Origin of the sequence: Aequorivita sp. KMM 9714 (assembly GCF_011065475.1) — a bacterium.
Classification (GTDB): Bacteria; Bacteroidota; Bacteroidia; order Flavobacteriales; family Flavobacteriaceae; genus Aequorivita; species Aequorivita sinensis.
In genome coordinates this window covers 132,222-154,820 of record NZ_JAAGRO010000003.1, presented here as the reverse complement: position 1 = coordinate 154,820, position 22,599 = coordinate 132,222, and the positions used below count along the sequence as shown (strand labels likewise).

Below are 22,599 nucleotides of genomic sequence, written 5' to 3'. Positions count from 1 at the left end.
CTAGTATAAAATTAATTTTATCCCTGCACTTATGAAAAATTTTCTACTCATCTTAGCTTTTGGTTTTACTACAATTTCATTCGCTCAAGACGCTAATGCACCACAGGCGGATGTCCTATTTGCGGTTATCGACCGAGTTCCCATATATCTGGGATGCACTGGAACTGACAATGAAGTATTAAAAAAATGCATGTCCGAAAATATCTCGGCCTTTATCAACCAGCATTTTAATATGAAAAAAATGGAGGCTTTAAATTTACCTCCAAAAATTTACCGAACTGCCGTGCAGTTTAAAATTGATAAATACGGAAACGTAGTAGATGTTCAGGCAAGTGCAGACCGACCTGAAATTGAAGCAGAAGCCGAACGCGTGGTAAGCAATTTACCTAAAATGATTCCTGGAGAACACAGAGGGAAACGTGTGGGTGTATTATACTCACTTCCTATTATCTTTAAAATTGAACCTCCAAAAAGAACGCGTAAAAATTAGAATTTTTAGTTTAACAACTGTTTAACGGGACAATCAAAGCGTTAAACAATATTAATAATTATATTTAAAGTGTAGATAATTCTTGAGTTTACTCAGATAAAACACTTTTTTATGATTGTTACCGATGCTTTGGTTTCATTTTTTCTTGAAACCCGCCAACATACAGAAGACATTTGCAAGCCGCTGGAAATTGAAGATTACGTTGTACAGCCTATTGTAGATGTTTCACCTCCTAAATGGCATCTAGGGCATACCTCATGGTTTTTTGAGGAATTCATATTAAAGCCCTACAAGCCGAACTATAAACTTTTCCACGACGACTTCGCCTTTGTATTTAATAGTTATTACGAGAATGTAGGAAAACGCGTGGTTAGAAACGACCGCGGAAACCTCTCCCGACCTGGCGTAGCCAAAGTCTATGATTACAGGCACTACGTAACTTCAGAAATGAAAGATTTTCTTACTGAACTCAACAACACCGACAAGGGAATTTCAGAAGAATTAAAAGACGTACTTTTAATAGGAATACATCACGAAAAACAACACCAAGAACTACTTACAACCGATATAAAATACATCCTAGGAAATAACCCCTTGTTGCCTAAATACAACGATAACTTTTCTGAAAATCCCATCCAAAACTTCGATAGAGAATGGATAGACATGAAAGAAGGAATTTATGAAATTGGGCATAACAATCCAGATGCGTTTTGTTACGACAATGAGTTGGGACGACATAAAGTATATCTACACGATTATAAAATTTCGAATAAACTCGTTACCAATGCCGAATACCTAGCGTTTATAAATGCTGGCGGATATGAAGATTTCAACCTATGGCACGCCGAAGGTTTAGATTGGGTAAAAACAAACAATATTAAAGCTCCAATGTATTGGCATAATATTGACGGGAAGTGGCATCAATACACCTTACAAGGACTTCAAGAAATAGATTTAGACGCGCCGCTATCTCATATTTCTTATTACGAAGCCTTTGCTTATGCCCAATGGAAATCCTGCCGACTTCCTACCGAATTTGAATGGGAAGCTGCACAAAACAACTTTGAATGGGGCAGCCGTTGGGAATGGACCGAAAGCGCCTATCTTCCCTACCCCAATTACACCAAAGCACCTGGAGCCATTGGCGAATACAACGGGAAGTTTATGGTAAACCAAAAAGTGTTGCGCGGCGGATCTGTTGCAACCTCAAAAAACCACACCCGACCAACCTACCGCAACTTCTTTCAAACAAACCTGCGTTGGCAGTTTACAGGCTTGCGATTAGCAAAATAACGACACCTCACCTATGGATATAAAATCGAAAACTCAAAGAGATACCACATTCAAAACCGAAGTTAAGGAAGGACTTAGCAGCTTCCCGAAATACCTATCGTCTAAATATTTTTACGATAAAAAAGGCGACAAGCTATTTCAGGATATTATGGCTATGCCGGAATATTACCTTACCGGTTGCGAATTTGAAATCCTCGCTACCCATACCAAAACCATAGGCGAACTTTTTCGCAATCGCGAGAATGGTTTAGATTTAATCGAACTTGGCGCTGGTGACGGGAAAAAAACAAAATTGCTGCTCAAGTATATGACCGATAATAACTTCAATTTTGTTTACAAGCCTATAGATATTAGTGAAAACGCAGTAGAATTACTTACAAACAACCTAGCTCAAGAAATGCCATCGCTAACGGTAGATGCTGAAATAGGAGAATATTTTGAAGTTTTAGAACGCCTTAAAGGGTTCAACAAGCGTAAAAAAGTGATTATGGTTTTAGGTAGTAATATTGGCAACTTGCTACATCCAAAAGCCATCGACTTTCTCACCAAACTAAAAGATACTATGTTGGCAGAAGACCTACTGTTTATGGGTTTCGACCAAAAGAAAAATCCGCAGACCGTTTTGGATGCTTATAACGACCAAACAGGAATTACCGCTGCCTTCAACAAAAATATTTTAACCCGAATAAACCGAGAGTTAAACGCGAATTTTGATGTAGATAAATTTACGCATTGGGAATCCTACAACCCAGAAACCGGCACTGCAAAAAGCTTTTTAATAGCTACGGAAGCAATGGATGTACGTATTAAAAACCTTGATCTTGATATAAGTTTTGAACAGTGGGAAACCATCCACACCGAAATATCACAAAAATACGACGATAAAACTGTGGCTTGGTTGGCCGAACAAGCAGGCCTAACCATCGAAACCTCCTTTACCGACAAAAAAGGATATTATAAAGACTATGTATTGAGGAAGATTTAGGAATTATTGTTTAATTTAGAAGTTCTTATTTCTAACTAAACCAGAAGAATCTTGAAAACATCACCCTACTTTCTACTTATATCTTTTTTACTGATTGCCCTACTCATAATTTCTTGCGCAGTAAAAAAACCCACCGACTGTATTGACGAATCTAAAATTAGCGACGGTCCTTGCACTATGCAATACGACCCAGTATGTGGCTGCGACGGCAAAACCTACTCAAACCCCTGCGTAGCCGAAAGAGCTGGTGTAACTACTAGTGTTCCTGGGAAGTGTGGGGAGGATAGGTAAATGCAAAATCACCAATGTTAGAGTAAAAATATAACGGTTACTACATTTTACCTATATTTGATTTTCACCTCCTTTTTGGAGGTTTAAGTTTTAATATAAAGTTTGATTGAACCCCAAAAACTTAACTTTAAATCATAAATAATTAAATTTAATATTTTAGGAATATGAAGAAAATTGAGGTTGTTGCCGCAATCCTAGTATATAATGATGAAATTCTTTGTGTCCAAAGAGCAGAAAATAAATTAAAATATATTTCAAAAAAATTTGAGTTTCCTGGTGGCAAGATTGAAGCCGGAGAAACAAAAAAAGAAGCTTTAAGAAGAGAGTTAAAAGAAGAATTACGTATTGACCCAGAAATTAATGATTTATATATTACTGTTAATCATCAATACCCTGATTTTGAATTAACAATGCATACATATTTATGTGATGTTGATTCAAAAGACATAACCTTAACAGAGCACATATCATCTATTTGGTTAAAAAGAAATGAATTATTAAAATTAGATTGGGCCGCAGCAGATGTACCTATAGTTAATAAATTGATGCTTAATGAATGAAGCTTTTAGTCAAGGTTTTAGTAAAAGTCTTAAAACTGGATTTATAGATAAAAATATTGAATCTGATGTAGTTTATAGACCTCAATTATTAACCAACAAAAATATTCCTAAAGAAAAAGTCTTAACTACTTTATTACATGAGTTTGATACGTGTGATGAGTTTTTTATTTCTGTTGCTTTTGTAACTACAAGTGGAATTGCAGTCCTATTCAACACCCTATTATCGCTAGAAAAGAGAGGTGTAAAAGGGAAAATATTGGTTTCCCAATATTTAAATTTCACTCAACCTGAAGCTCTTAAAAAATTAAGATTTTTTAAAAACATCGAGTTAAAAATATCTGTAAAGGACAACACTCATTCAAAAGGTTACATTTTCAAAAAGAAAGGATATTACAATTTGATAGTTGGAAGCAGTAATTTAACTTCAGGTGCATTAACTATAAACAAAGAATGGAATTTAAAAGTTTCTGGATTGCACTCAAGTGGTATTGTTGAAAATATTTTAAAAGAGTTTAACAATGATTTTGATAATGCTATACCCGTAACAGATGAATTCATTTTAAATTACCAAATTATCTATGAAAAGGAAAAACTCTTTGTTAAGAAATCAGCTACAGATTTTAATAAAATTGAAGAACAAGAAATAAGACCTAATTCAATGCAGAAAGAAGCATTGAATAACCTTTCAAAATTAAGGCAGGAAAATAAAAATAAAGCTCTTATAATTTCTGCAACAGGTACAGGAAAAACATATCTTTCAGCATTTGATGTTAAAAATTTTAATCCTAAAAAATTATTATTCATTGTTCATAGGCTCAGTATTGCTCAAAAAGCTTTAGAAACTTTTAAAACAATTTTTAAAACCCAAAAAACCTACGGCATATACTCTGGTAATAAAAGAGAATTACATGCCGATTTCATCTTTTCAACTGTTCAAACACTTTCAAGAGAAAATCATTTATCTTCTTTTGAAAGAGATGTTTTTGATTATATAATCATTGATGAATCTCACAGATCTGGCGCCGAGTCTTATTTAAAATTAATGGAATACTTTACTCCAAAATTTTTATTAGGAATGACAGCTACACCCGAGCGTACAGATGGTAACGACATTTTCAGCTTATTTGACCATAATATTGCATATGAAATAAGATTGAATAGAGCAATGGAAGAAGGGATGCTTAGTGAATTTCATTATTATGGAATAACTGATTTAATTGTAGATGATGAAACTTTGGAAGACACAAGAGATTTTAGATTTCTTGCAAGTGATGAAAGAGTCGATAAAATCATTAAAACTGCAAAGCTTTATGGAAGTGACAATGGAATTACCAGAGGATTAATCTTTTGTTCTACTAATAAAGAATCCCACTATTTATCTATAAAATTTAATGAACGAGGTTATAAAACCATTGCTTTATCTGGTGAAAATTCGGAAATCGAACGCCAAAATGCAATAAAAAAACTTGAGTCATTGGACAATAACTATAGGTTAGATTACATATTTACTGTTGATATTTTTAACGAAGGAATAGATATTCCGAAAATCAATCAAATATTAATGTTAAGACCTACAGATTCGGCAATAGTTTTTGTACAACAGTTAGGAAGAGGATTAAGAAAATCGGAAGGTAAGGAGTATCTTACAGTAATTGATTTTATTGGTAATCATAAAAACAATTATTTGATCCCCATAGCATTATACGGTGACACGTCATATAATAAAGATACATTACGAAAGCTTATCTCAGAAGGCAGTAAAATGATACCAGGTTCATCAACAATTAACTTTGACGAGATTACTAAAGAAAGGATATTTGAATCAATCGATTCAGCGAATATGAGCCTATTGTCAGATCTAAAAAAAGACTATCAATTGCTAAAATTTCGATTAGGTCGTATACCAATGATGAATGATTTTTTACATAATGAATCACGAGATCCTTTCTTATTTGTTGAATATTCAAAATCTTATTTTAATTTCGTTAAGAGAGTTGATAGTAGTTTTGAAATAGTCTTAGATAAAAAAAGGCAAGTATTACTAGAGTTGTTCTCAAAAGAAATTAATAACGCAAAAAGAGTTGAGGAAAGCTTAATTTTAAAAGAGCTTATAAATAACAATGAACTCAATATCTCAAAACTTATTGATATAGTATTTAAAGAATATAACTACGAACCAACTAATCAAACTATAGAATCGAGTATCTCAAATATTAATTTTGAATTTATTAGAAAAGAACAAAATATACTAGTAAGAGAGAATAATACATTAAAATTTCATGAAGAATTTCTAGAAATTTTAGAAAACCAAACTTTCAAAAAGTTTTTACTAGACTCTATTAATTATTCTATAGCAACTTTTAATAAAAATTTTGACTATAATAATTACAGAAATGGTCTAATACTATATAATAAATATAGTCGAAAAGATGTATGTCGACTTCTTAATTGGGAAAATGACATTAGTAGTACTGTTTATGGATATAGAACAAGAAACAACATTACACCATGTTTCGTAACATATCATAAATCTGAAGATATAGAGGATACAATAAATTATAATGATCATTTTATATCACCATCTGTTTTCGCATGGGAATCAAGATCTAATAGAAAACTAAAAAGTAGTGAAATTCAAAATGTTATATATTCAGATAGAATTCTACTTTTTGTTAAAAAAGAAGATGCAGAAGGGACAGACTTCTACTATATGGGAGATGTTTCAATTATCGAAGACTCTATTGAAGAAGCATTAATGCCTGATTCAAATACTCCAATTGTTCATTTCAAGTTTAAATTAGAACAACCTGTAAACAATGAACTTTATAATTACATCACAACTGAAAAGAAAGATGAAACATTTGATGAAGATGAATTAATTATTGATTTACCTAAAAATAGTGAAAATAAAAATCTTCAATTTACAATTCCATTATTCGATTTTTATGCTGCAGCAGGAACCTTTAGTGAATTACAAGCAGAAAAAGATTATAAAGAAATAGTAGTAGAAGAAAGATATGCCAATAATGAAGATTATTTTGCTTGTAAAGTTATTGGAGAGTCAATGAATAAAAGAATACCTAATGGATCAACTTGTATATTTAAAAAATATACCGGAGGAAGTAGAGACGGAAAAATTGTTTTAGTGGAAAACAGAGACATTCAAGATCCAGATTTTAATTCAGCATTTACAGTTAAAACTTATTCTAGTCAAAAAATAATAACTGAAAACGGATGGACTCATAGCCAAGTTGTGCTAAAACCAAATTCATTAGATGAGAGCTTTTCTGACATTATAATTGATGAGGAAAGTGCTAAGGGCATGAGAGTTATTGGTGAATTTATAACTGTTATTGATATCTAAAACATTCAGGCATTAATCATTTGAAATATTTAAAACTTATATTTTATATTTTTCAGTAAATTAAGGTCCAAAAGTATATTCAAAAGAAAATTTAATTAAAAAAGGATACTCTAATCCATCCCAAGATTACTACTTAGTTATCGAGATAGAAAAAGTAAATCTTTCCGATTTCGGAAATAATTCTTGGGACTTCAGAAAACTAAAAAACTACAAAGATAAACGTGCTTCAGCTATTCCATTTACTGCAACTCTTACGGAATTAATGAATGTGAAAATATAGATTTCGACCTTCTGTAGCCATGATGATTATCCGAGAATTATTTCATCATTTAAAATTTATCACAAATACTCACAAGCCAACACTACTCCTCAAAACTCCTATATCGCGTAAGGAACACATAAAATGCACCATAGGAAATAAAGCCTATGGCAGTAATTGCCATTAATACTTTCCCAAAACTAGATTGATCTAGAAACTTGAATGCTTCTTGTACTCCTTTAATATCATTGCTACCGGTATAAAATCCTGCGTGTAGAAAGAAATAAGCTATAATACCCACAACAAAAGCTCGTGAGTAAAAGCCAAACATCCCCAGCCTTCTGATAACTCCTGAATATTTCTTGCCTTCAAGATTAAATTGGTCTAACATTCCTCCTCTAAAAACACTTATAATTAAAACAGCCGCTTGTATCGCTAAAATAATTCCAATAGCAACGAAGAGAATTGCTAGCGTGGTAGGTTCAAGAAAATTTAGATATGTAGTTTGACTCTTATCCTTTTCAATAGGAGTTAACAGGTGGTAGAATGCCAAAATTCCCACAAAAACGTAAACTAAGCCAGTGATAAATAAACCAGTCCTTTTCAATAGCGCAGTTCGGGTAGCGCCTTTCTTTTCAGGATCTTTTATACTTTGTACAAACATCCAAAACGAATAACAAAACAAACCAACACCTAGAAACAACAAGAGAATTTGTCCGAAAGGTTGCTTTTTTAAAAACGTGAGCGCCTGATTGGTTCCAGAACTTTCTCCTCCCATATTTAATGCCGCCAATAAAGAAAGTATCCCTATTACCAAATAGATAATTCCTTTGGAAATAAAGCCAATAATGGCAAAGGTTTTAAAAGAGTTTTTCACAGCAAACCATCAAGTATTAATACAAAAATATAAAGGTACTACTAGTGGAGATGATAATTATTACTCCTTTAAGCATTTAAACATTTTAAAGCACACCGAATTGGATTATTTCCAATTTAAAGGAATAATTCCAAATATTAAAAATACTTTTCCTACATTTGTTTTTCAAGCAATAAAAAATGCAATCACAACTTTTTGCAATTATAGATGTAGAAACTACCGGAGGCGGTATTGCAGGGAATAGGATTACCGAAATTTGCATCGCACTTTTAAAAGATGGCGAGGTGATAGACAAGTTTACATCGCTTGTAAATCCGGAACGCGAAATCCCGTTGCATATCACCGCCCTTACAGGTATAAACAACGAAATGGTAGCCGATGCCCCACGTTTTTTTGAAATCGCAGAAAGCGTCGAAGAATTTACCAAGGATGCCATTTTTGTAGCTCATAATGTTAGTTTCGACTACAATGTTATTCGAGGGGAGTTTAGAAGAATAGGACAGCATTACAACCGAAAGAAACTCTGTACCGTTAGACTATCTCGCAAATTGATTCCTGGACATCTTTCGTATAGTTTAGGCAGACTTTGCAACACGATAAACATTCCACACCTCAACCGACACCGAGCGGAAGGCGATGTGGATGCAACGGTTATCCTTTTTCAGCGGTTACTTTCGTTGGATGAAAATTGGGAAACCATCAATACGTTTTTAAATCCGCGTTCTAAACAAGCTACACTCCCGCCCCATATTGCTACCGAACAGATAAACGAACTACCGGAAGCACCTGGGATTTACCTTTTCAAAAACCAAAAACATCAGGTGATTTATGCGGGGAAAGCGAAGAATATCAAAAAACGGGTACTCTCACATTTCTACGATAAAAAAACCAAGGAATACCAACTCGGGCAAGAAACTCATTTTATAGATTTTGAAATTACAGGGAACGAGTTGCTAGCACTTTTAGTGGAGTCGGAACATATCCGAAAGCATTACCCAAAGTTTAACCGTGCCCAAAAGTGGCCTACAACTACCTATCAAATTATTAGTTATACCAATCAACGCGGGATAATTCAGCTAGCGCTAAGCAAGACCAAGGTATTGCACGATTCGGTTGGTACTTTCTACAATAAAACCGAGGCTCTTGAAAAGCTAGAGGAAATTTGTGAGACTTATAAACTCTGTCCGAGATTTTGTACGTTGCAAAGCAATGTTGAAATATGCAGTCACTACCGAATAAAAAACTGCGAAGGAATATGTGAGGACACTGAAACTATTGAAGATTACAACGCCAAGGTGCAAGCAGCTCTACAAGATTTATACGAAAACAAACCCAGTTTTGCCATTCAAGGAAAAGGTAGAACGGAAGACGAAATAGCTTTTGCCTTAGTTGTTGAAGGTCAGTATCGAGGTTTTGGATATTTTGATAGAAGCGATGCTATTAGCAATGTTGAAGATTACGAACCTTTCTTAAAACTTCAACAAGCTACTTATCACACCCACGCCATTATAAGAAGTCATCTTAAAAAGCACGGAGAAAATAATGTAGTGCACTTTGATGAATCTCCTCAACTCGCAAATTACAGAGTGGAAACCTTGCGAAATAAAAGAGTTAAATCTACTGTAGAAGATGTTTTTAGCCATTGGGATTTGGCTTAACTGGTTTTTCTACTGAACTTAGACCTGACAGGTTTCTAAAACCTGTCAGGTCTTTGGAAACGTGTCAGAACTTTAAAAACCTGTCAGGTCTTCTTTATAGTCGGCTAGGATAAATCCGTTAATTTCTCGTAAAGAATTTCATCAAAACTGGTAATCACCTTATCTGCTTTGGTGTAGTCTTGGTTTACGGAATGTGGGCTTTTAAAACCTACACAGTAAATATTTGCTGCTTTCGCAGCTTTAATTCCGTTAGTTGAATCTTCAATCACCATACAATTTTCAGTAGGTTGTCCAGCTAGCTCTGCCGCTTTAATAAATATTTCAGGATGTGGCTTTGAAGCTTTTAAATCGGCGCCACTAATTTTCGCTTTAAAATATTTATTTAAATCGAATCGGTCGAAAATACGATTGATATTAGGCATAGAAGCCGACGAAGCCAATACTAAAGTAAGATCGTTTTCGTAATAGTTTTTTATCAAGTCGTAAACCCCATCTAAAAGATCGAGGCTAGTATCATTTTCAAAAAGGTATTTAAAATGCTTTCTTTTAGTTGTAACTAAGTGTTCTGGAGTATCTGTAAGACTAAAATGTTCACACAAAGTTCTACAAATTGGCAAAGTGGCCTGTCCTGTAAACGAATCGTAAAGTTCTTCATTTACATCAATTTTTACCTCTTCAAACATTTTGAAGTAAGCTTTACGGTGTAAAGGTTCGGTGTCTACAATAACACCATCCATATCAAAAAGAACAGCTTTCAGCATTTTTAAAAATTTTTGACGAAGGTACAGAAAACAAAGTTTTTTAAAAACTTCCTTTTAAAAGTATGTGTCAATCCGTTTAGGGTTTAGGCACTATTACTTTAATTCCAACAGTAATTCAAACGATTTTAATCTCGCTTCTTGATCGTGAATATGGGCTACGACAATAATTTCGTCAATTCTTGTTTCTTCGATAAAATTGAGAAGTTTTTTCCGAACTGTTTCCTTGCTCCCAATAAAAGTGAATTCCATCATTTTAGTAATATGCGCTTTTTCCATCGGACTCCACACTTCATCCATATCTTTTATTGGTGGTGGCAGTGGGGCGCGAGTATTTCTGATAATATTCAGCATAAACAACTTCATACTTGAAGATAAATATTCGGCTTCCTCATCGGTATCGGCAACTACCACATTAATTCCAGCCATAGTATAAGGCTTTTCCAATTGTTTTGAGGCTTCAAAATTACCGTGATACAATCTTAAGGCATCGTGCAAATGTGTTGGCGCAAAGTGACTCGCAAAGGCATAAGGCAACCCTAATGCTCCTGCTAGTTGCGCACTATAGGTACTTGAACCTAAAAGGTAGAGTGGCACCTCCAACCCTTCCCCAGGAATGGCTCTCACCAAACTGTTTTGATTGCTTGCAGAAAAAAACTGTCGTAACTCCTGCACATCATTAGGGAAATCGTTTACAGATTCGGTACGCTCCCGCCTTAGCGCTCTCGCCGTAAGCTGATCGGTGCCTGGCGCACGTCCTAAACCTAAGTCAATTCTATCTGGATAAAGCGTAGCAAGAGTTCCAAACTGCTCTGCTACAATTAAGGGAGCGTGATTTGGCAACATAACGCCACCAGACCCCACGCGAATGGATTTAGTGTTTTCGGCAACATAGCCAATTAGTAATGGCGTAGCAGAACTCACTAAACTTTCTGCATTGTGATGCTCCGAAATCCAAAAGCGTTTAAAACCTAGCTCCTCTACTTTTTGAGCTAAAGCCAGACTACTTTCCATGGCCGTTTTATGACTGCTTCCCTGTATTACAGGAACAAGGTCTAAAACTGAAAATGGTATGTTTATTTTATGTTCTTCTTTAGTCATAATATGTTTAGTAGCTATTAATTGTTTTGTATTACTTTAAAATGAATCACAGCGACCATCTAAATAAGCGATTAGGTTTTCGATTGCCACAAGATCAACTCTGTAACTATAATTTAGCTCGTTGGTATTGTATTGGCCACTCGATATCTGCGTTTAGTTCCTTGGCGGCACGTAATGCAAAATGTGGATCTCTTAAACTTTCTCTTCCGTAGAAAATTAAATCGGCTTTACCTTCTTTTAAAATTGCTTCCGATTGCTCAGCAGTAGTAATTTGACCTACCGCACCGGTTAAAATATTTGCTTCTTTTTTTATTTGTTCTGCAAATTTAACTTGATACCCAGGCTCACTCGGTATTACTGCTTTAGGCACATTACCTCCAGTAGAGGTATCGATAAGATCTACCCCTCGTTTTTTTAATTCTACAGCAAGTTTTACCGAATCTTCAATCGTCCACCCTCCTTCTGTCCAATCGGTAGCTGAAATACGAACAAAAAGTGGTTTTTCCTCTGGCCATTCTGCTCTAACTAATTCGGTAACTTCAAGAAGTAAGCGAATTCTATTTTCGAAACTTCCACCGTATTCATCGGTGCGATTATTTGCTAAAGGTGAATAGAATTGATGAAATAAATATCCGTGTGCCGCGTGAATTTCAACCACGTCGTAACCTGCTTTTTGTGCGCGACGCGTGGCAGCTACATAATCTTGTTTTACTTTTTCGATGCCATTGGCATCTAACGCTAGCGGCGCCGGTTCCCCTTCTCTAAAAGGCAATGCTGAAGAAGAGTACGTTTGCCATCCGTTTTTATCGTCTGGTGATATTTTTCTAGCCCCCTCTTGTGGAAGTTGATGACTTGCTTTTCTACCCGCGTGAGCCAATTGAATCCCTATCAACGCCTTTTGTGCGTGGACAAAATTTACTATCTCTTTTGGTTTTAAAATGTGTTCATCACTCCAGATTCCCATATCTCCGTAGGATATTCTTCCTTCAGGTGAAACGGCCGTAGCTTCTTGAATAATTAAAGCCGTACCTCCCAAGGCGCGGCTTCCTAAGTGCACTAAATGAAAATCGTTTGCAAAACCGTCAACGCAGCTATACATACACATAGGTGAAATTACGGTTCGATTTTTAAGCGTTGTATTTTTTATTTTTAGAGGAGAAAAAAGTATGCTCATTTATATTTTTATCATTTATAAAATAGACTTCATTAACATTCTCAGTTTAAATTCATAGACTGAAAATCATTTAGCCTTTTCAAATTTGTTTGTTGTTTACAGGGGTAGTTTTAAAACTTATAAAAACTTTAAAAACCCATAGAACTTTCGTTTTTTCAAGTAACCAAAATCACTTTGATGGGAATAAGCTTCTCTTTCAAATGAAATATTTCTATAAGCTTGATTTCTATTCCGGTATTGTATCCAGCGAATTAAAAACTCAAGGCTATACCAGATATAGAATAGTACAATCAATAGCTCCACTTGTTGGCGCAAATGAATACGTTCGTGATTTAATAATACAGCATCATTCTTTAATTCCTGATGCTTTAAAATCACAAAGGGCCAAATAGTAATTCCGTTAAAATTTTTACGGAGAAGCTTTGATTGTACTATTAATATCAACTTATGGTTACTGTTTTAAAAACTGACGCAAAACATATTGCAAGATTCCTTCATTTTGGTAGTATGCAACTTCAATTGGAGAATCTAGTCTTGCTATGGCTTTGAATTCAATTTCCTTGCCATCCTCAGTTTTGGCAGATACCGTTACTTTCTTCAATGGCGACAAGTCGTTTTCAATACCTAAAATACTAAACACTTCCTTCCCCGTTAGCCCGTGTGATGCAGCCGATTCACCTTTAACATACTCTAGCGGAAGTACTCCCATCATGATTAAGTTACTTCGGTGTATACGTTCGTAGCTCTCTGCCAAAACGGCCTTTACACCCAGTAAAATTGTCCCTTTGGCGGCCCAGTCGCGAGAAGAACCACTACCGTATTCTTTTCCAGTAAGCACAATAAGCGGAGTTTTATCGGCTATATATTTCTGCGCGGCATCATAAACAGACATTTGCTCTCCTGTAGGAAGATAAGTTGTATAGCCTCCTTCTCTATCGGCCAATTGGTTTTTTATACGCACGTTTGCAAAAGTACCGCGTACCATCACTTCATCATTTCCACGTCTAGAACCATAACTATTGAAGTTTTTCTTTTCAACCCCACGAGAAATTAAATACTGTCCTGCAGCTGAGTCTTCCGAAAAAGCTCCAGCAGGTGAAATATGGTCGGTGGTAATACTATCTCCTAGCATCAGCAAAGCTCTTGCTCCTTCAATATTTTTGAGTGGTTGAGGATCGTCTGACAGATTGTGGAAAAATGGCACTTCCTTAATGTAAGTAGAATCATCTTCCCATTGGTAAAGTTTATCTTTTGGAACTTCTAGGTTTCTCCAGATTTCATTTCCTTCAAAAATTTCGTCGTAATTCTTTTTAAAGTCTTTTGGCGTTAGCACCTTACTCATAACTGCATGTATCTCATCGTCTGTTGGCCAAATATCTTTTAGATATACTCTTTTACCATTTCTATCGCAGCTTAGCGGTTCAGTTGTAAGGTCTATATCTACTCTACCAGCAATAGCAAAAGCTACAACAAGCATTGGCGACATTAGGAAGTTCATTTTCACCTGTGAGTGAATACGCGCCTCGAAATTTCGGTTTCCGGAAAGTACTGATGTTACAATTAAATCGTTTTCTTCCACCGCTCTTGAAATTTCTGGTGGCAACGGTCCTGAGTTTCCGATACAGGAAGTACATCCATAGCCTACCAAGTGAAACTGAAGCGCTTCAAGGTCTTTTAGTAAATCGGCTTTTTCTAGATAATCGGTTACTACTTTTGAACCTGGAGCTAAAGAAGTTTTAACCCATGGTTTTACGTCTATTCCGTGTTCTCTTGCTTTTTTAGCAACCAATCCCGCCCCAATCATCACAAATGGGTTTGAAGTATTTGTACAAGACGTTATAGCTGCAATGGCTACTGCTCCGTCTGAAAGCATATATTTTTCATTTCCATGAGAAATCCAAACCGTTTTTAAACCATTTTTAATTTCGGCCTTTTCTATCTCTACATCTGGTGCAGGGTCGTGAGGTTGTTTTGTTGGTTGGCTTCCTCCTTCTTCTTTCCAACGGGTAATCGCCTCTTCCCGTTCAGACGGTTCAATGTACGTTCTGCCAAAAGAAGCGTGTTCTAGCTCGATAAACTTTTCTTTTAAATCTTTAAGAAGAATTTTATCCTGAGGACGCTTAGGACCCGCTACTGTAGGTTGAATGGTTGAAATATCTAGCTCTACAACATCGGTATATTCTATTTTGTCTTCATCTTGACGCCAAAGCATATTTGCTTTGCAATACTCTTCCACTAACTTTATCTGCTCTTCGCTTCGGTTGCTATCTCGCATATATTCCAAAGTCTTGTCGTCTATTGGGAAGTATGTAATAGTACATCCAAATTCTGGCGACATATTTCCGATAGTCGCTCTATCTGGCACAGAAAGATTATCAAGTCCAGGTCCGAAAACCTCAACGAATTTTCCTACTACTCCATATTTCCGAAGTAGGTTAGCAATGGTAAGCACCAAATCTGTGGCAGTAGAACCTAACGGAAGTTTTCCTGTAAGTTTTAAACCGATAACTTCTGGGCTAATAAAATAAATTGGTTGTCCTAAGATGGCTGCTTCGGCTTCAATTCCGCCCACACCCCAAGCCACTACTCCAATTCCATTTACCATTGGCGTATGGCTATCGGTTCCTACTAAGGTATCTGGAAAAACCATTCCATCGCGAGCGATTGCACCTTTAGAGAAATATTCTAAGTTTACTTGATGGCAGATTCCCATCCCAGGAGGCACCACGCTAAAATTGTCAAAGGATTGTTGTGCCCATTTTAAAAATGTATAGCGTTCCTTATTTCGCTTATACTCTTCTTCTATATTTTTATCATAAGCGTATTGTGCTGCAAAATAATCTACCTGCACACTATGGTCTATCACTAAATCTACTGGGATAAGGGGATTAATTTTTGAGGCATCTCCACCTTTTCGAGCCATTTCGGCACGTAATGAAGCAATATCCACTACCGCTGGGACTCCTGTAAAATCTTGCATCAAAACACGAGCGGGTTTAAAGGCTACATCTTTTTCACTCTGTTCTGGCGTCCAATTTAATACTGTTTTTAAATGGTCTTTAGTTACAGAAAAATCGTCGTAATTCCGCAATGCATTCTCTAGAAGAATTCGTATTGAGAATGGGAGTTTACTTATGTTATGTCCTTGTTTTTCAAGCTCGGGAAGGCTGTAATAAGAAAGTTTGCCTTTTGAAGTATCGAGCGATTTTTTAATGTTGTAAATATCTTGTTTCATGATAGGAAGCGTTTAACTACTAAAGTTAACCATAATTAACTATCCCTACACATATAGACTTTTGTTTAACAATGTGTTAACAGATTGAAGATAATTTACCGTTAAAAATGAAAAAAGCCCCTGAGACACAATACCTCGGAAGCTTCTTCATATCACGTTCATAAACCTAAACTATTCCTTTATAATCTTTTTGGTAGTAGTGCCATTTTTAGTTTCTATCTGAAGGAGGTAAACGCCTTTAACTAGGTTTTCAACATTCACTTCCCCATTAGAAAAAACTGCACCGGTATTTTTTCCAAGTAGGTCAAAAAGTCTAACGCTATTAAATGTTTCTCCGGTTGGATTGTCAATGTATATCCTGTTAGTTGTCGGGTTTGGGTACACAGTTACTGAGGTCAAATTGTTTTTATTTACCCCAAGAGATTCGCCTTTAATAGCGAAAAGGCTATATTGTCTAGAGCCACCAAACCCAAGTTCTGTAAGTTCACCATTTGCAAGATTAACTGTATAGAATTTATTCCAAATTACCCCATCGCTATTCAGCAAAACGGCATACATCACATTGGTGGCAGGGTCAACAGAAAAACCATTTCGCACTGGATACGTGCCACTCGGAAGCATATTACCTACAACACTCCCCACGCCTGTATTGATATCTACAATGTATAAATTTCCCGTATTGGCATCGGCAACATACACCTTCCCGTTGTTGTCGATTTCCATAGCAACTCCATTTAAAATGCCAGTGCCAGTACCTATTGGCGTTAGTACACCAGTGGAAATATTAACTTCATAAAATTGCGTTCCAGAGTTATTGTTAGGATCCGCACTCAATGCGTAAAAAGTATCGTTTGTAGGATTATAAGATAACTGATTTAAAAATTGTCCACCAACATTGCCTGATACGGTAACAGTATTGTTTATAGCTCCCGTAGTTATATCTACAGTTCCCAATACATAGTCTGGATCTTGGTATACAAATGTATACAGCTCTCCAGCATCGTTGAAATCGCCTCCCAACATTGTAGGAGCACTACCCGTAATTATTGTACCTAACGGATAATAAGGTCCCGCGAGTGGAATAGTACCAAACTGGCCTGGATTGGTGAAATTTTCCATTACATAAACATCTGTTGCAGCCCCAAGTAAATTTTGTGACTTGGCAGGACTTGCAATAAATGTGAGTAAAAGAGTAAAAAGAAGAATTTTTTTCATGACATATAGTTTTAAGGATTATAACTATATATCGAACGAGTATTAAAAAGTCATCATTTTTTCGGAAAAGAAGTTACAGTGTTTAAAGGTTTTGCGAAACGATATAGCCACTAGTCCAAGCATTTTGAAAGTTAAATCCTCCAGTTATAGCATCTACATCAAGAACTTCACCAGCGAAGAAAAGATTTTTACAAACCCTACTTTCGAAAGTTTTAAAGTTTACTTCTTTTAAATCTACCCCGCCGGCTGTGACAAATTCCTCTTTAAAGGTACTCTTTCCGTTTACTTCAAATATTGCTGCAGTAAGTTGATTGGCTAGATTTTGAAAATTCTCGCGGGTTGCCTCAGCCCATGTAAGCGTTTCGGCAATGCCTGCTGCTTTTACTATGCTTTGCCAAAGGCGCTTGGGCAATTCGAATTGTGCGTATTTATAAATTGTTTGCTTGCCTTGTAATATTTTTAAATTTTTCAAGGAATCCAACACATCCTCTTCCGTAAGCGTATTAAGCCAATTCACTTCAATAGTGAAATTGTATTTTATAGGCTCTAATATTCTAGCGCCCCAAGCCGAAAGTTTTAAAATTGCAGGACCACTCATACCCCAATGGGTGATTAGTAACGGCCCGTCGCTTTCCAAAACTGTTTTACCTTTTTTATCTAAAACTTTTACCGAAGCATCTGTGCTAAGTCCGGGTAAATCTGCTATACGACTATCTTTGATGTTGAATGTAAAAAGTGAAGGTACGGCGGGAACTATACTATGCCCTAAATCTTTGAGCAACTTCCAAATTTTAGGATTACTACCCGTTGTAACCACAATTTTTTCTGCGGAAAAAGTATCGGTACTAGTAGTTAAAATATATCGGCCTTCATTTTTCTGAATTTCCTTTACCGGCTGACTAAGCAGTACCTCGACCCCTAATCTTTTTGTTTCTGAAAGAAAACAATCTATGATAGTTTGTGAAGAGTTTGAAACCGGAAACATCCGCCCGTCCTCTTCAATTTTGAGTTCCACGCCTCTTTTTTCGAACCATTCAATGGTATCGCCTGTCATGAATGTATGGAACGGACCTAAAAGTTCTTTTTCGCCTCGTGGATAATTCTGGGTTAAGTATTTTGGAACAAACTGAGCGTGGGTTACGTTGCATCGTCCACCGCCGCTTATCTTAACTTTGGTAAGAACGTCTTTTCCACGTTCTAAAATTACAATTTTAAGATTAGGGTTTTTTTCAGCAGCGTTTATTGCTGTGAAAAATCCCGCAGCCCCGCCGCCAATTATTATAATATCTAAATGTTTTGGCAATGGAAATTGTATTTTGGTTTACAAGCTATAAAAGTAACAAATCAAATAGAAAGCTTATAGTCTAAAGCACAACCTATTTTTTAATAAACCTTTTAAGCAAACTCTCTCCTGCTTCATTATTAAAAATCACAAAATACAATCCTGAATTTAAATCTTTAACGTTTATTGTTGAGACTTTACTTTCCAAAGTATCGCTTACTAATTTTTTACCACCTATATCATAGATTGAAACTGTAACAGATTGATTAAAATTATGATTTATGTGTAAGGTCTCTTGAACTGGATTCGGATATATATTAAAACTTGAATTATCAAATTTTGGAGTATCTAAAAACACGCTATTGTATATTGCAAAATCTCCTACGCCATTTGTTATAGTGAGCTGTAGGTAATCTTCTACAGTTTCGATACTATAATTAAAAGGATTTTTTGAAGTTTGGTGATTGTAAAAATAAACTGAGTTATGCACACCAATATAATCGTTTTGCGGTGGATTACAATTGCCTATTAGTACTATCCATGGCTCATTCTCAGAAACTATGAAAGTATCTCCAGTTATATCCACTTCATTATTATAACACTCATCACAACTGGGATAGCATAAGTAAATTTCATTGTTATTAAAATTTACTTCAATATTGTGTTCTTCTGGAGGTTGAAAAAATATTTCTCCATCCAATTCGCCTGATACAAAATACCAAGTATTATCAAAAAGATTTGGATCTTGTGCATAAAGATTATTTTGCTGCTGATTAAGAATTATATATTGTAGATTAAATAGAAATATTAACAATAAAAGTGATTTTAGATTAATATAATTTTTTGTTTTATTGTTTTATTGTTTTAGTAAATTCTTTGGACATCCGCTTGTTTCACGACAAGGATTTTTCTTCTGCAAAAGATTCGCAAAGTGCGATAGTTTCCTTTACATCGTCTAATGTTGTTCTAGGATTTATCAAGCACATTCTTAGTACTATCTGCCCGTTAAGAACAGTAGTTACCAATAAAGCTTGTTTTGAATCAACCACACTTTGAGAAATTCGTTGGTTAAGCGCGTCAAGCTTTTTCTCTGAGAGTTTATTGCCAATTGGGTTATACCTAAAGTTAATAACCGCCAGTGTTGCCGGTGAAATAACCTCCCAATTGGTACTCGATCTTAGGAAGTCTTCTGCTGCTTCTGCCAACTTAATATTGTAAGTTATGGCCTGCCTGAACTCACCCATTCCAAAAGTTTTTACCGACATATAGAACTTTAAAGCACGAAAACGTCTTGTTAATTCGATTCCGTGATCGTAAAAATTAATTTCAGACTCATTGCCTTCAATATCGCGTAAATATTCAGGTTTTTCGGTAAAAGTTCCTTTAAGCCATTTGTGATTTTTCACTAAAAGACAGCCAATCTCATACGGTTGGTAAAACCATTTATGAGGATCTATAGTAAGTGAATCGGCTTTCCCAATTCCTTTTAAAAGCTGTTTTCCATCTTCTGAAAGTATAGCAAAACCACCATAGGCCCCATCGATGTGAAACCAGATATCTTCTTTTTTACAGATTTTGGCAATGTCGGAAAGTGGATCTACCGTTCCGGTATTTGTTGTTCCGGCAGTTGCAATCAAGCAAAAAGGTTGTAGCCCTTCCAACCTATCTTTTGCAATAGCGTTTTTTAATTTATTCAATGAGAATTTAAACTCCCCATCAGTAGGAATAATTCTAATCTGTTCTTTTCTAAAACCTAATACGCGAATGGCTTTAATATTTGAAGAATGCGCTTGGTCTGAAAGGTAAATTACAGCTTTACTAAAATCGTCCCCACATTTTACTCTTCGAGCAGTAACTAAGGCAGTTAAGTTGGCCATAGAACCCCCACTAGTAAAAATTCCTCCTCCTTTTTTCTGAGGGAAGCCGAACATTTTTAAAAGCCAGTTCATAGCTACAATTTCCATCTGTGCTGCAGCAGGAGACGCTTGCCACCCACCAGAGAATATATTGAAACCAGCTGTTAAGCTGTCTGCCATGGCACTGATATAATTACTTGGCCCTGGCACAAACGAATACGACTTTGGATGAGAAACAATATTACTCTTGGTCATTACTTCCTCCAAAACAAAATCCAACACCTTTTTAGGGTCGGATGGAGTTTCAGGAGCTTCTTCTAGAAATAATGCCTCCATTTCCTTCCTTGTACCCGAAACCACAGGGAGCTTTTCATTCTGTGTAGAAAAATGATCTACTATTGCATCAACTACTTCATACCCATAACTTTTCATTTCGTCATGGCTTAACTCTAATGTCGCTTTATTCTGAATCTTCACGTGTCTTTTTCTTTATTTTTTTCAAAGTGCAAAAATACTCTTTTAGATAGGGAAAAACAGTGTTTATTTCAATAAAAAATGCCTTGATAATTACATCAAGGCATTTTAGAAAATAGCTATTCTAGTCTTTAAAAAAATTAGGCCTCGACTGCGCTCGACCAGACATTCTCCTCGTTTATCGAACAATCATCTTTTTAGTAATACTGTTATTATTATTGCTGAAGTTTACAAAATAAAGTCCAGAAGAAAGGTCGATTGGCATTGTATTAAGCCCTTCAGAAATATTTTCTGAAACGATTAAGTTCCCCTGAACTCCATAAATTTCAACTTTTTCAAAAGAAAAGATATTGTTGAAGTTAATTTCATTTTTAACTGGGTTTGGATAAAAGCTAAAGTTTGAAGCCGCTACATCGTTAACTGAAGCAACTCCACAATCAAATGGATCGAAGGTAACTAAACCTAAAGTTGCATCATCTACTTGGTGGAAAATCACATCTTCAACCTCTTCCATAGTGCTTTCTTCCCCTTCAATCCAGCAGTTGTTTTTTGCCATTACTGGGTTAGCTGTATTGTTATAAAGCGCATAAACTACACCACCATTTCCATTTTCAGAAAACACATTTCCTCCTGGGTTGTCAATGTCATCCCCAAGGTTAATTGTTGCTTGGTCTTGTAGTGTAATACCCCAAATATTTCTTCGTATTGTATTACCTGTAACTACTACTTCATTTCTAGCAGAACTTGTAAGTATATTAATTCCACTTCCACCAAGAGCAGGATCTCCTTGAGTGTTATTGTCTTCAATTAGATTGTTTTTAATTAAAGCAGCATCTACAGGCCCCATAATAGTAATCCCGTATCTGTTGTTTTGAATAACGTTATCTTGAATAACAGCATTTACATTTGCACCTACAAAGTTTGCAATTGCAATACCACCAACCTTAGTTAGGTTTGGATCTCCGATAATCGTGTTTTGGATAATCTGCAAAGGCTCGTTTGCTAATGTAGTTCCGATGTTAATTTGCGGACGGTTAGCATTATCGGTATTATTTCCTTCAATATGGTTATTATAGATATATGGAGAAACCCCAGAGTTTGCAGCAGAACCAACGGCAGGATTTTCATTAAACTGTATAAGGTTGTTCGTAATCTGCGCCATCCCACGAGAAAGCTGAATAACAGCACTTGACGTAGCTCCAGAAACATTATTGGTTATTGTACAATTGTCAATAGAAAAAGTTTCAGTTAACACTCGAAGCCCTCCCCCGTAAGATATAGTTGCGTTTTTAATATCTATTTCTGAAAACTCTTCAAAACGAAAACCTTCATAAGGAGCAGCTTCGTCTAAAGCAGTAATTGTAACTTCGTTGGCACTTACAGTAAAAGCACCATAAACTTTAATTAATAAATCAGCATCAATTAAAAGAGTTAAGTCCGTATCGATAACTACGGCATCATTTTCAGCAATTTCTAAGTTTTCTAAAAGTGTGTATTCAGTACCAGAAACAGTAATTGTAGTAGGGCTTGCTGCAGCAATATCATCTAAAGTCCAAGTAACTCCTGTGTTGGGAGTAGTATAGGTCTGTGCGAATGTTATAGCAAACGCAAAAAAGGTTAATAATGTTGTAAGGGTAATTTTTTTCATTTTATTGGTTTTTATGAACTGTAAAAATAGGTAGTAGAGACTAGGTAAAAAAGAATTTTCAAACCTTATTACATCTCTA

At 35.6% G+C, this 22,599-nt stretch carries 18 protein-coding genes; 8 read left to right on the top strand and 10 right to left on the bottom strand.

Going from position 1 to position 22,599, the window contains the following annotated elements:
• Positions 1-31 precede the first annotated feature (31 nt).
• The 6 genes from G3A46_RS09485 (at position 32) to G3A46_RS09460 (ending at position 6,983) form a co-directional block, all read left to right on the top strand.
• On the top strand, positions 32-490 hold the full coding sequence (locus G3A46_RS09485) for an energy transducer TonB (protein WP_165149251.1): 459 nt from the start codon (positions 32-34) through the stop codon (positions 488-490).
• Between the two features lie 111 nt (positions 491-601).
• Positions 602-1,783, top strand: a complete 1,182-nt coding sequence (gene egtB / locus G3A46_RS09480; protein ID WP_165149250.1) for an ergothioneine biosynthesis protein EgtB — start codon at positions 602-604, stop codon at positions 1,781-1,783.
• 13 nt (positions 1,784-1,796) lie between these two features.
• The gene (locus tag G3A46_RS09475) at positions 1,797-2,768 is read left to right on the top strand and encodes an L-histidine N(alpha)-methyltransferase (RefSeq protein WP_165149249.1); all 972 of its coding nucleotides are present in this window, start codon (positions 1,797-1,799) and stop codon (positions 2,766-2,768) included.
• A 51-nt stretch (positions 2,769-2,819) separates the two neighbouring features.
• On the top strand, positions 2,820-3,059 hold the full coding sequence (locus tag G3A46_RS09470; protein ID WP_206735997.1) for a Kazal-type serine protease inhibitor domain-containing protein: 240 nt from the start codon (positions 2,820-2,822) through the stop codon (positions 3,057-3,059).
• A 164-nt stretch (positions 3,060-3,223) separates the two neighbouring features.
• Positions 3,224-3,619 carry a (deoxy)nucleoside triphosphate pyrophosphohydrolase gene (locus G3A46_RS09465; RefSeq protein ID WP_165149248.1) on the top strand — a complete coding sequence of 132 codons (396 nt, stop codon included), beginning with the start codon at positions 3,224-3,226 and terminating at the stop codon, positions 3,617-3,619.
• Complete coding sequence (locus tag G3A46_RS09460; RefSeq protein ID WP_165149247.1) at positions 3,612-6,983, top strand: DUF3427 domain-containing protein; 3,372 nt, start codon at positions 3,612-3,614, stop codon at positions 6,981-6,983. The genes G3A46_RS09465 and G3A46_RS09460 overlap by 8 nt, the downstream gene beginning before the upstream one ends.
• A gap of 362 nt (positions 6,984-7,345) precedes the next feature.
• Here G3A46_RS09460 and G3A46_RS14615 read toward each other — a convergent pair whose 3' ends face one another.
• Positions 7,346-8,119 carry a DUF1206 domain-containing protein gene (locus tag G3A46_RS14615; protein ID WP_165149245.1) on the bottom strand — a complete coding sequence of 258 codons (774 nt, stop codon included), beginning with the start codon at positions 8,117-8,119 and terminating at the stop codon, positions 7,346-7,348.
• A gap of 179 nt (positions 8,120-8,298) precedes the next feature.
• Between G3A46_RS14615 and G3A46_RS09450 the strand changes: the two genes are divergently transcribed.
• Positions 8,299-9,777 carry an exonuclease domain-containing protein gene (locus G3A46_RS09450; protein WP_165149243.1) on the top strand — a complete coding sequence of 493 codons (1,479 nt, stop codon included), beginning with the start codon at positions 8,299-8,301 and terminating at the stop codon, positions 9,775-9,777.
• A gap of 104 nt (positions 9,778-9,881) precedes the next feature.
• Here G3A46_RS09450 and G3A46_RS09445 read toward each other — a convergent pair whose 3' ends face one another.
• The 3 genes from G3A46_RS09445 to G3A46_RS09435 form a co-directional block, all read right to left on the bottom strand.
• A complete protein-coding gene (locus G3A46_RS09445; protein ID WP_165149241.1) occupies positions 9,882-10,538 on the bottom strand; it encodes an HAD family phosphatase in 657 nt (218 codons plus the stop codon).
• Positions 10,539-10,631: 93 nt separating this feature from the next.
• On the bottom strand, positions 10,632-11,636 hold the full coding sequence (locus tag G3A46_RS09440) for an LLM class flavin-dependent oxidoreductase (RefSeq protein ID WP_165149239.1): 1,005 nt from the start codon (positions 11,634-11,636) through the stop codon (positions 10,632-10,634).
• Between the two features lie 106 nt (positions 11,637-11,742).
• Positions 11,743-12,810, bottom strand: a complete 1,068-nt coding sequence (locus tag G3A46_RS09435) for an NADH:flavin oxidoreductase/NADH oxidase (protein ID WP_165149237.1) — start codon at positions 12,808-12,810, stop codon at positions 11,743-11,745.
• Between the two features lie 92 nt (positions 12,811-12,902).
• Here G3A46_RS09435 and G3A46_RS14610 point away from each other — a divergent pair, with 92 nt between their 5' ends.
• Positions 12,903-13,202 (top strand): hypothetical protein, encoded by a 300-nt coding sequence (locus G3A46_RS14610; protein ID WP_165149235.1) that lies wholly within the window; start codon positions 12,903-12,905, stop codon positions 13,200-13,202.
• A gap of 59 nt (positions 13,203-13,261) precedes the next feature.
• Here G3A46_RS14610 and G3A46_RS09425 read toward each other — a convergent pair whose 3' ends face one another.
• The 6 genes from G3A46_RS09425 to G3A46_RS09400 all read right to left on the bottom strand — a co-directional run bounded on the left by G3A46_RS09425 (position 13,262) and on the right by G3A46_RS09400 (position 22,520).
• Positions 13,262-16,045 carry an aconitate hydratase gene (locus tag G3A46_RS09425; protein WP_165149233.1) on the bottom strand — a complete coding sequence of 928 codons (2,784 nt, stop codon included), beginning with the start codon at positions 16,043-16,045 and terminating at the stop codon, positions 13,262-13,264.
• A 171-nt stretch (positions 16,046-16,216) separates the two neighbouring features.
• On the bottom strand, positions 16,217-17,260 hold the full coding sequence (locus G3A46_RS09420; protein ID WP_165149231.1) for a T9SS type A sorting domain-containing protein: 1,044 nt from the start codon (positions 17,258-17,260) through the stop codon (positions 16,217-16,219).
• An 82-nt stretch (positions 17,261-17,342) separates the two neighbouring features.
• Entirely contained in the window at positions 17,343-18,563 is a 1,221-nt protein-coding gene (locus tag G3A46_RS09415; RefSeq protein WP_165149229.1) for an NAD(P)/FAD-dependent oxidoreductase, read from the bottom strand.
• Positions 18,564-18,636: 73 nt separating this feature from the next.
• The gene (locus tag G3A46_RS09410; RefSeq protein WP_165149227.1) at positions 18,637-19,356 is read right to left on the bottom strand and encodes a T9SS type A sorting domain-containing protein; all 720 of its coding nucleotides are present in this window, start codon (positions 19,354-19,356) and stop codon (positions 18,637-18,639) included.
• 79 nt (positions 19,357-19,435) lie between these two features.
• Positions 19,436-20,875, bottom strand: coding sequence for an aminotransferase class V-fold PLP-dependent enzyme (locus G3A46_RS09405; RefSeq protein WP_241836878.1), 1,440 nt, complete (start codon positions 20,873-20,875; stop codon positions 19,436-19,438).
• Positions 20,876-21,050: 175 nt separating this feature from the next.
• The gene (locus tag G3A46_RS09400; protein ID WP_165149225.1) at positions 21,051-22,520 is read right to left on the bottom strand and encodes a T9SS type A sorting domain-containing protein; all 1,470 of its coding nucleotides are present in this window, start codon (positions 22,518-22,520) and stop codon (positions 21,051-21,053) included.
• Positions 22,521-22,599: the final 79 nt, after the last annotated feature.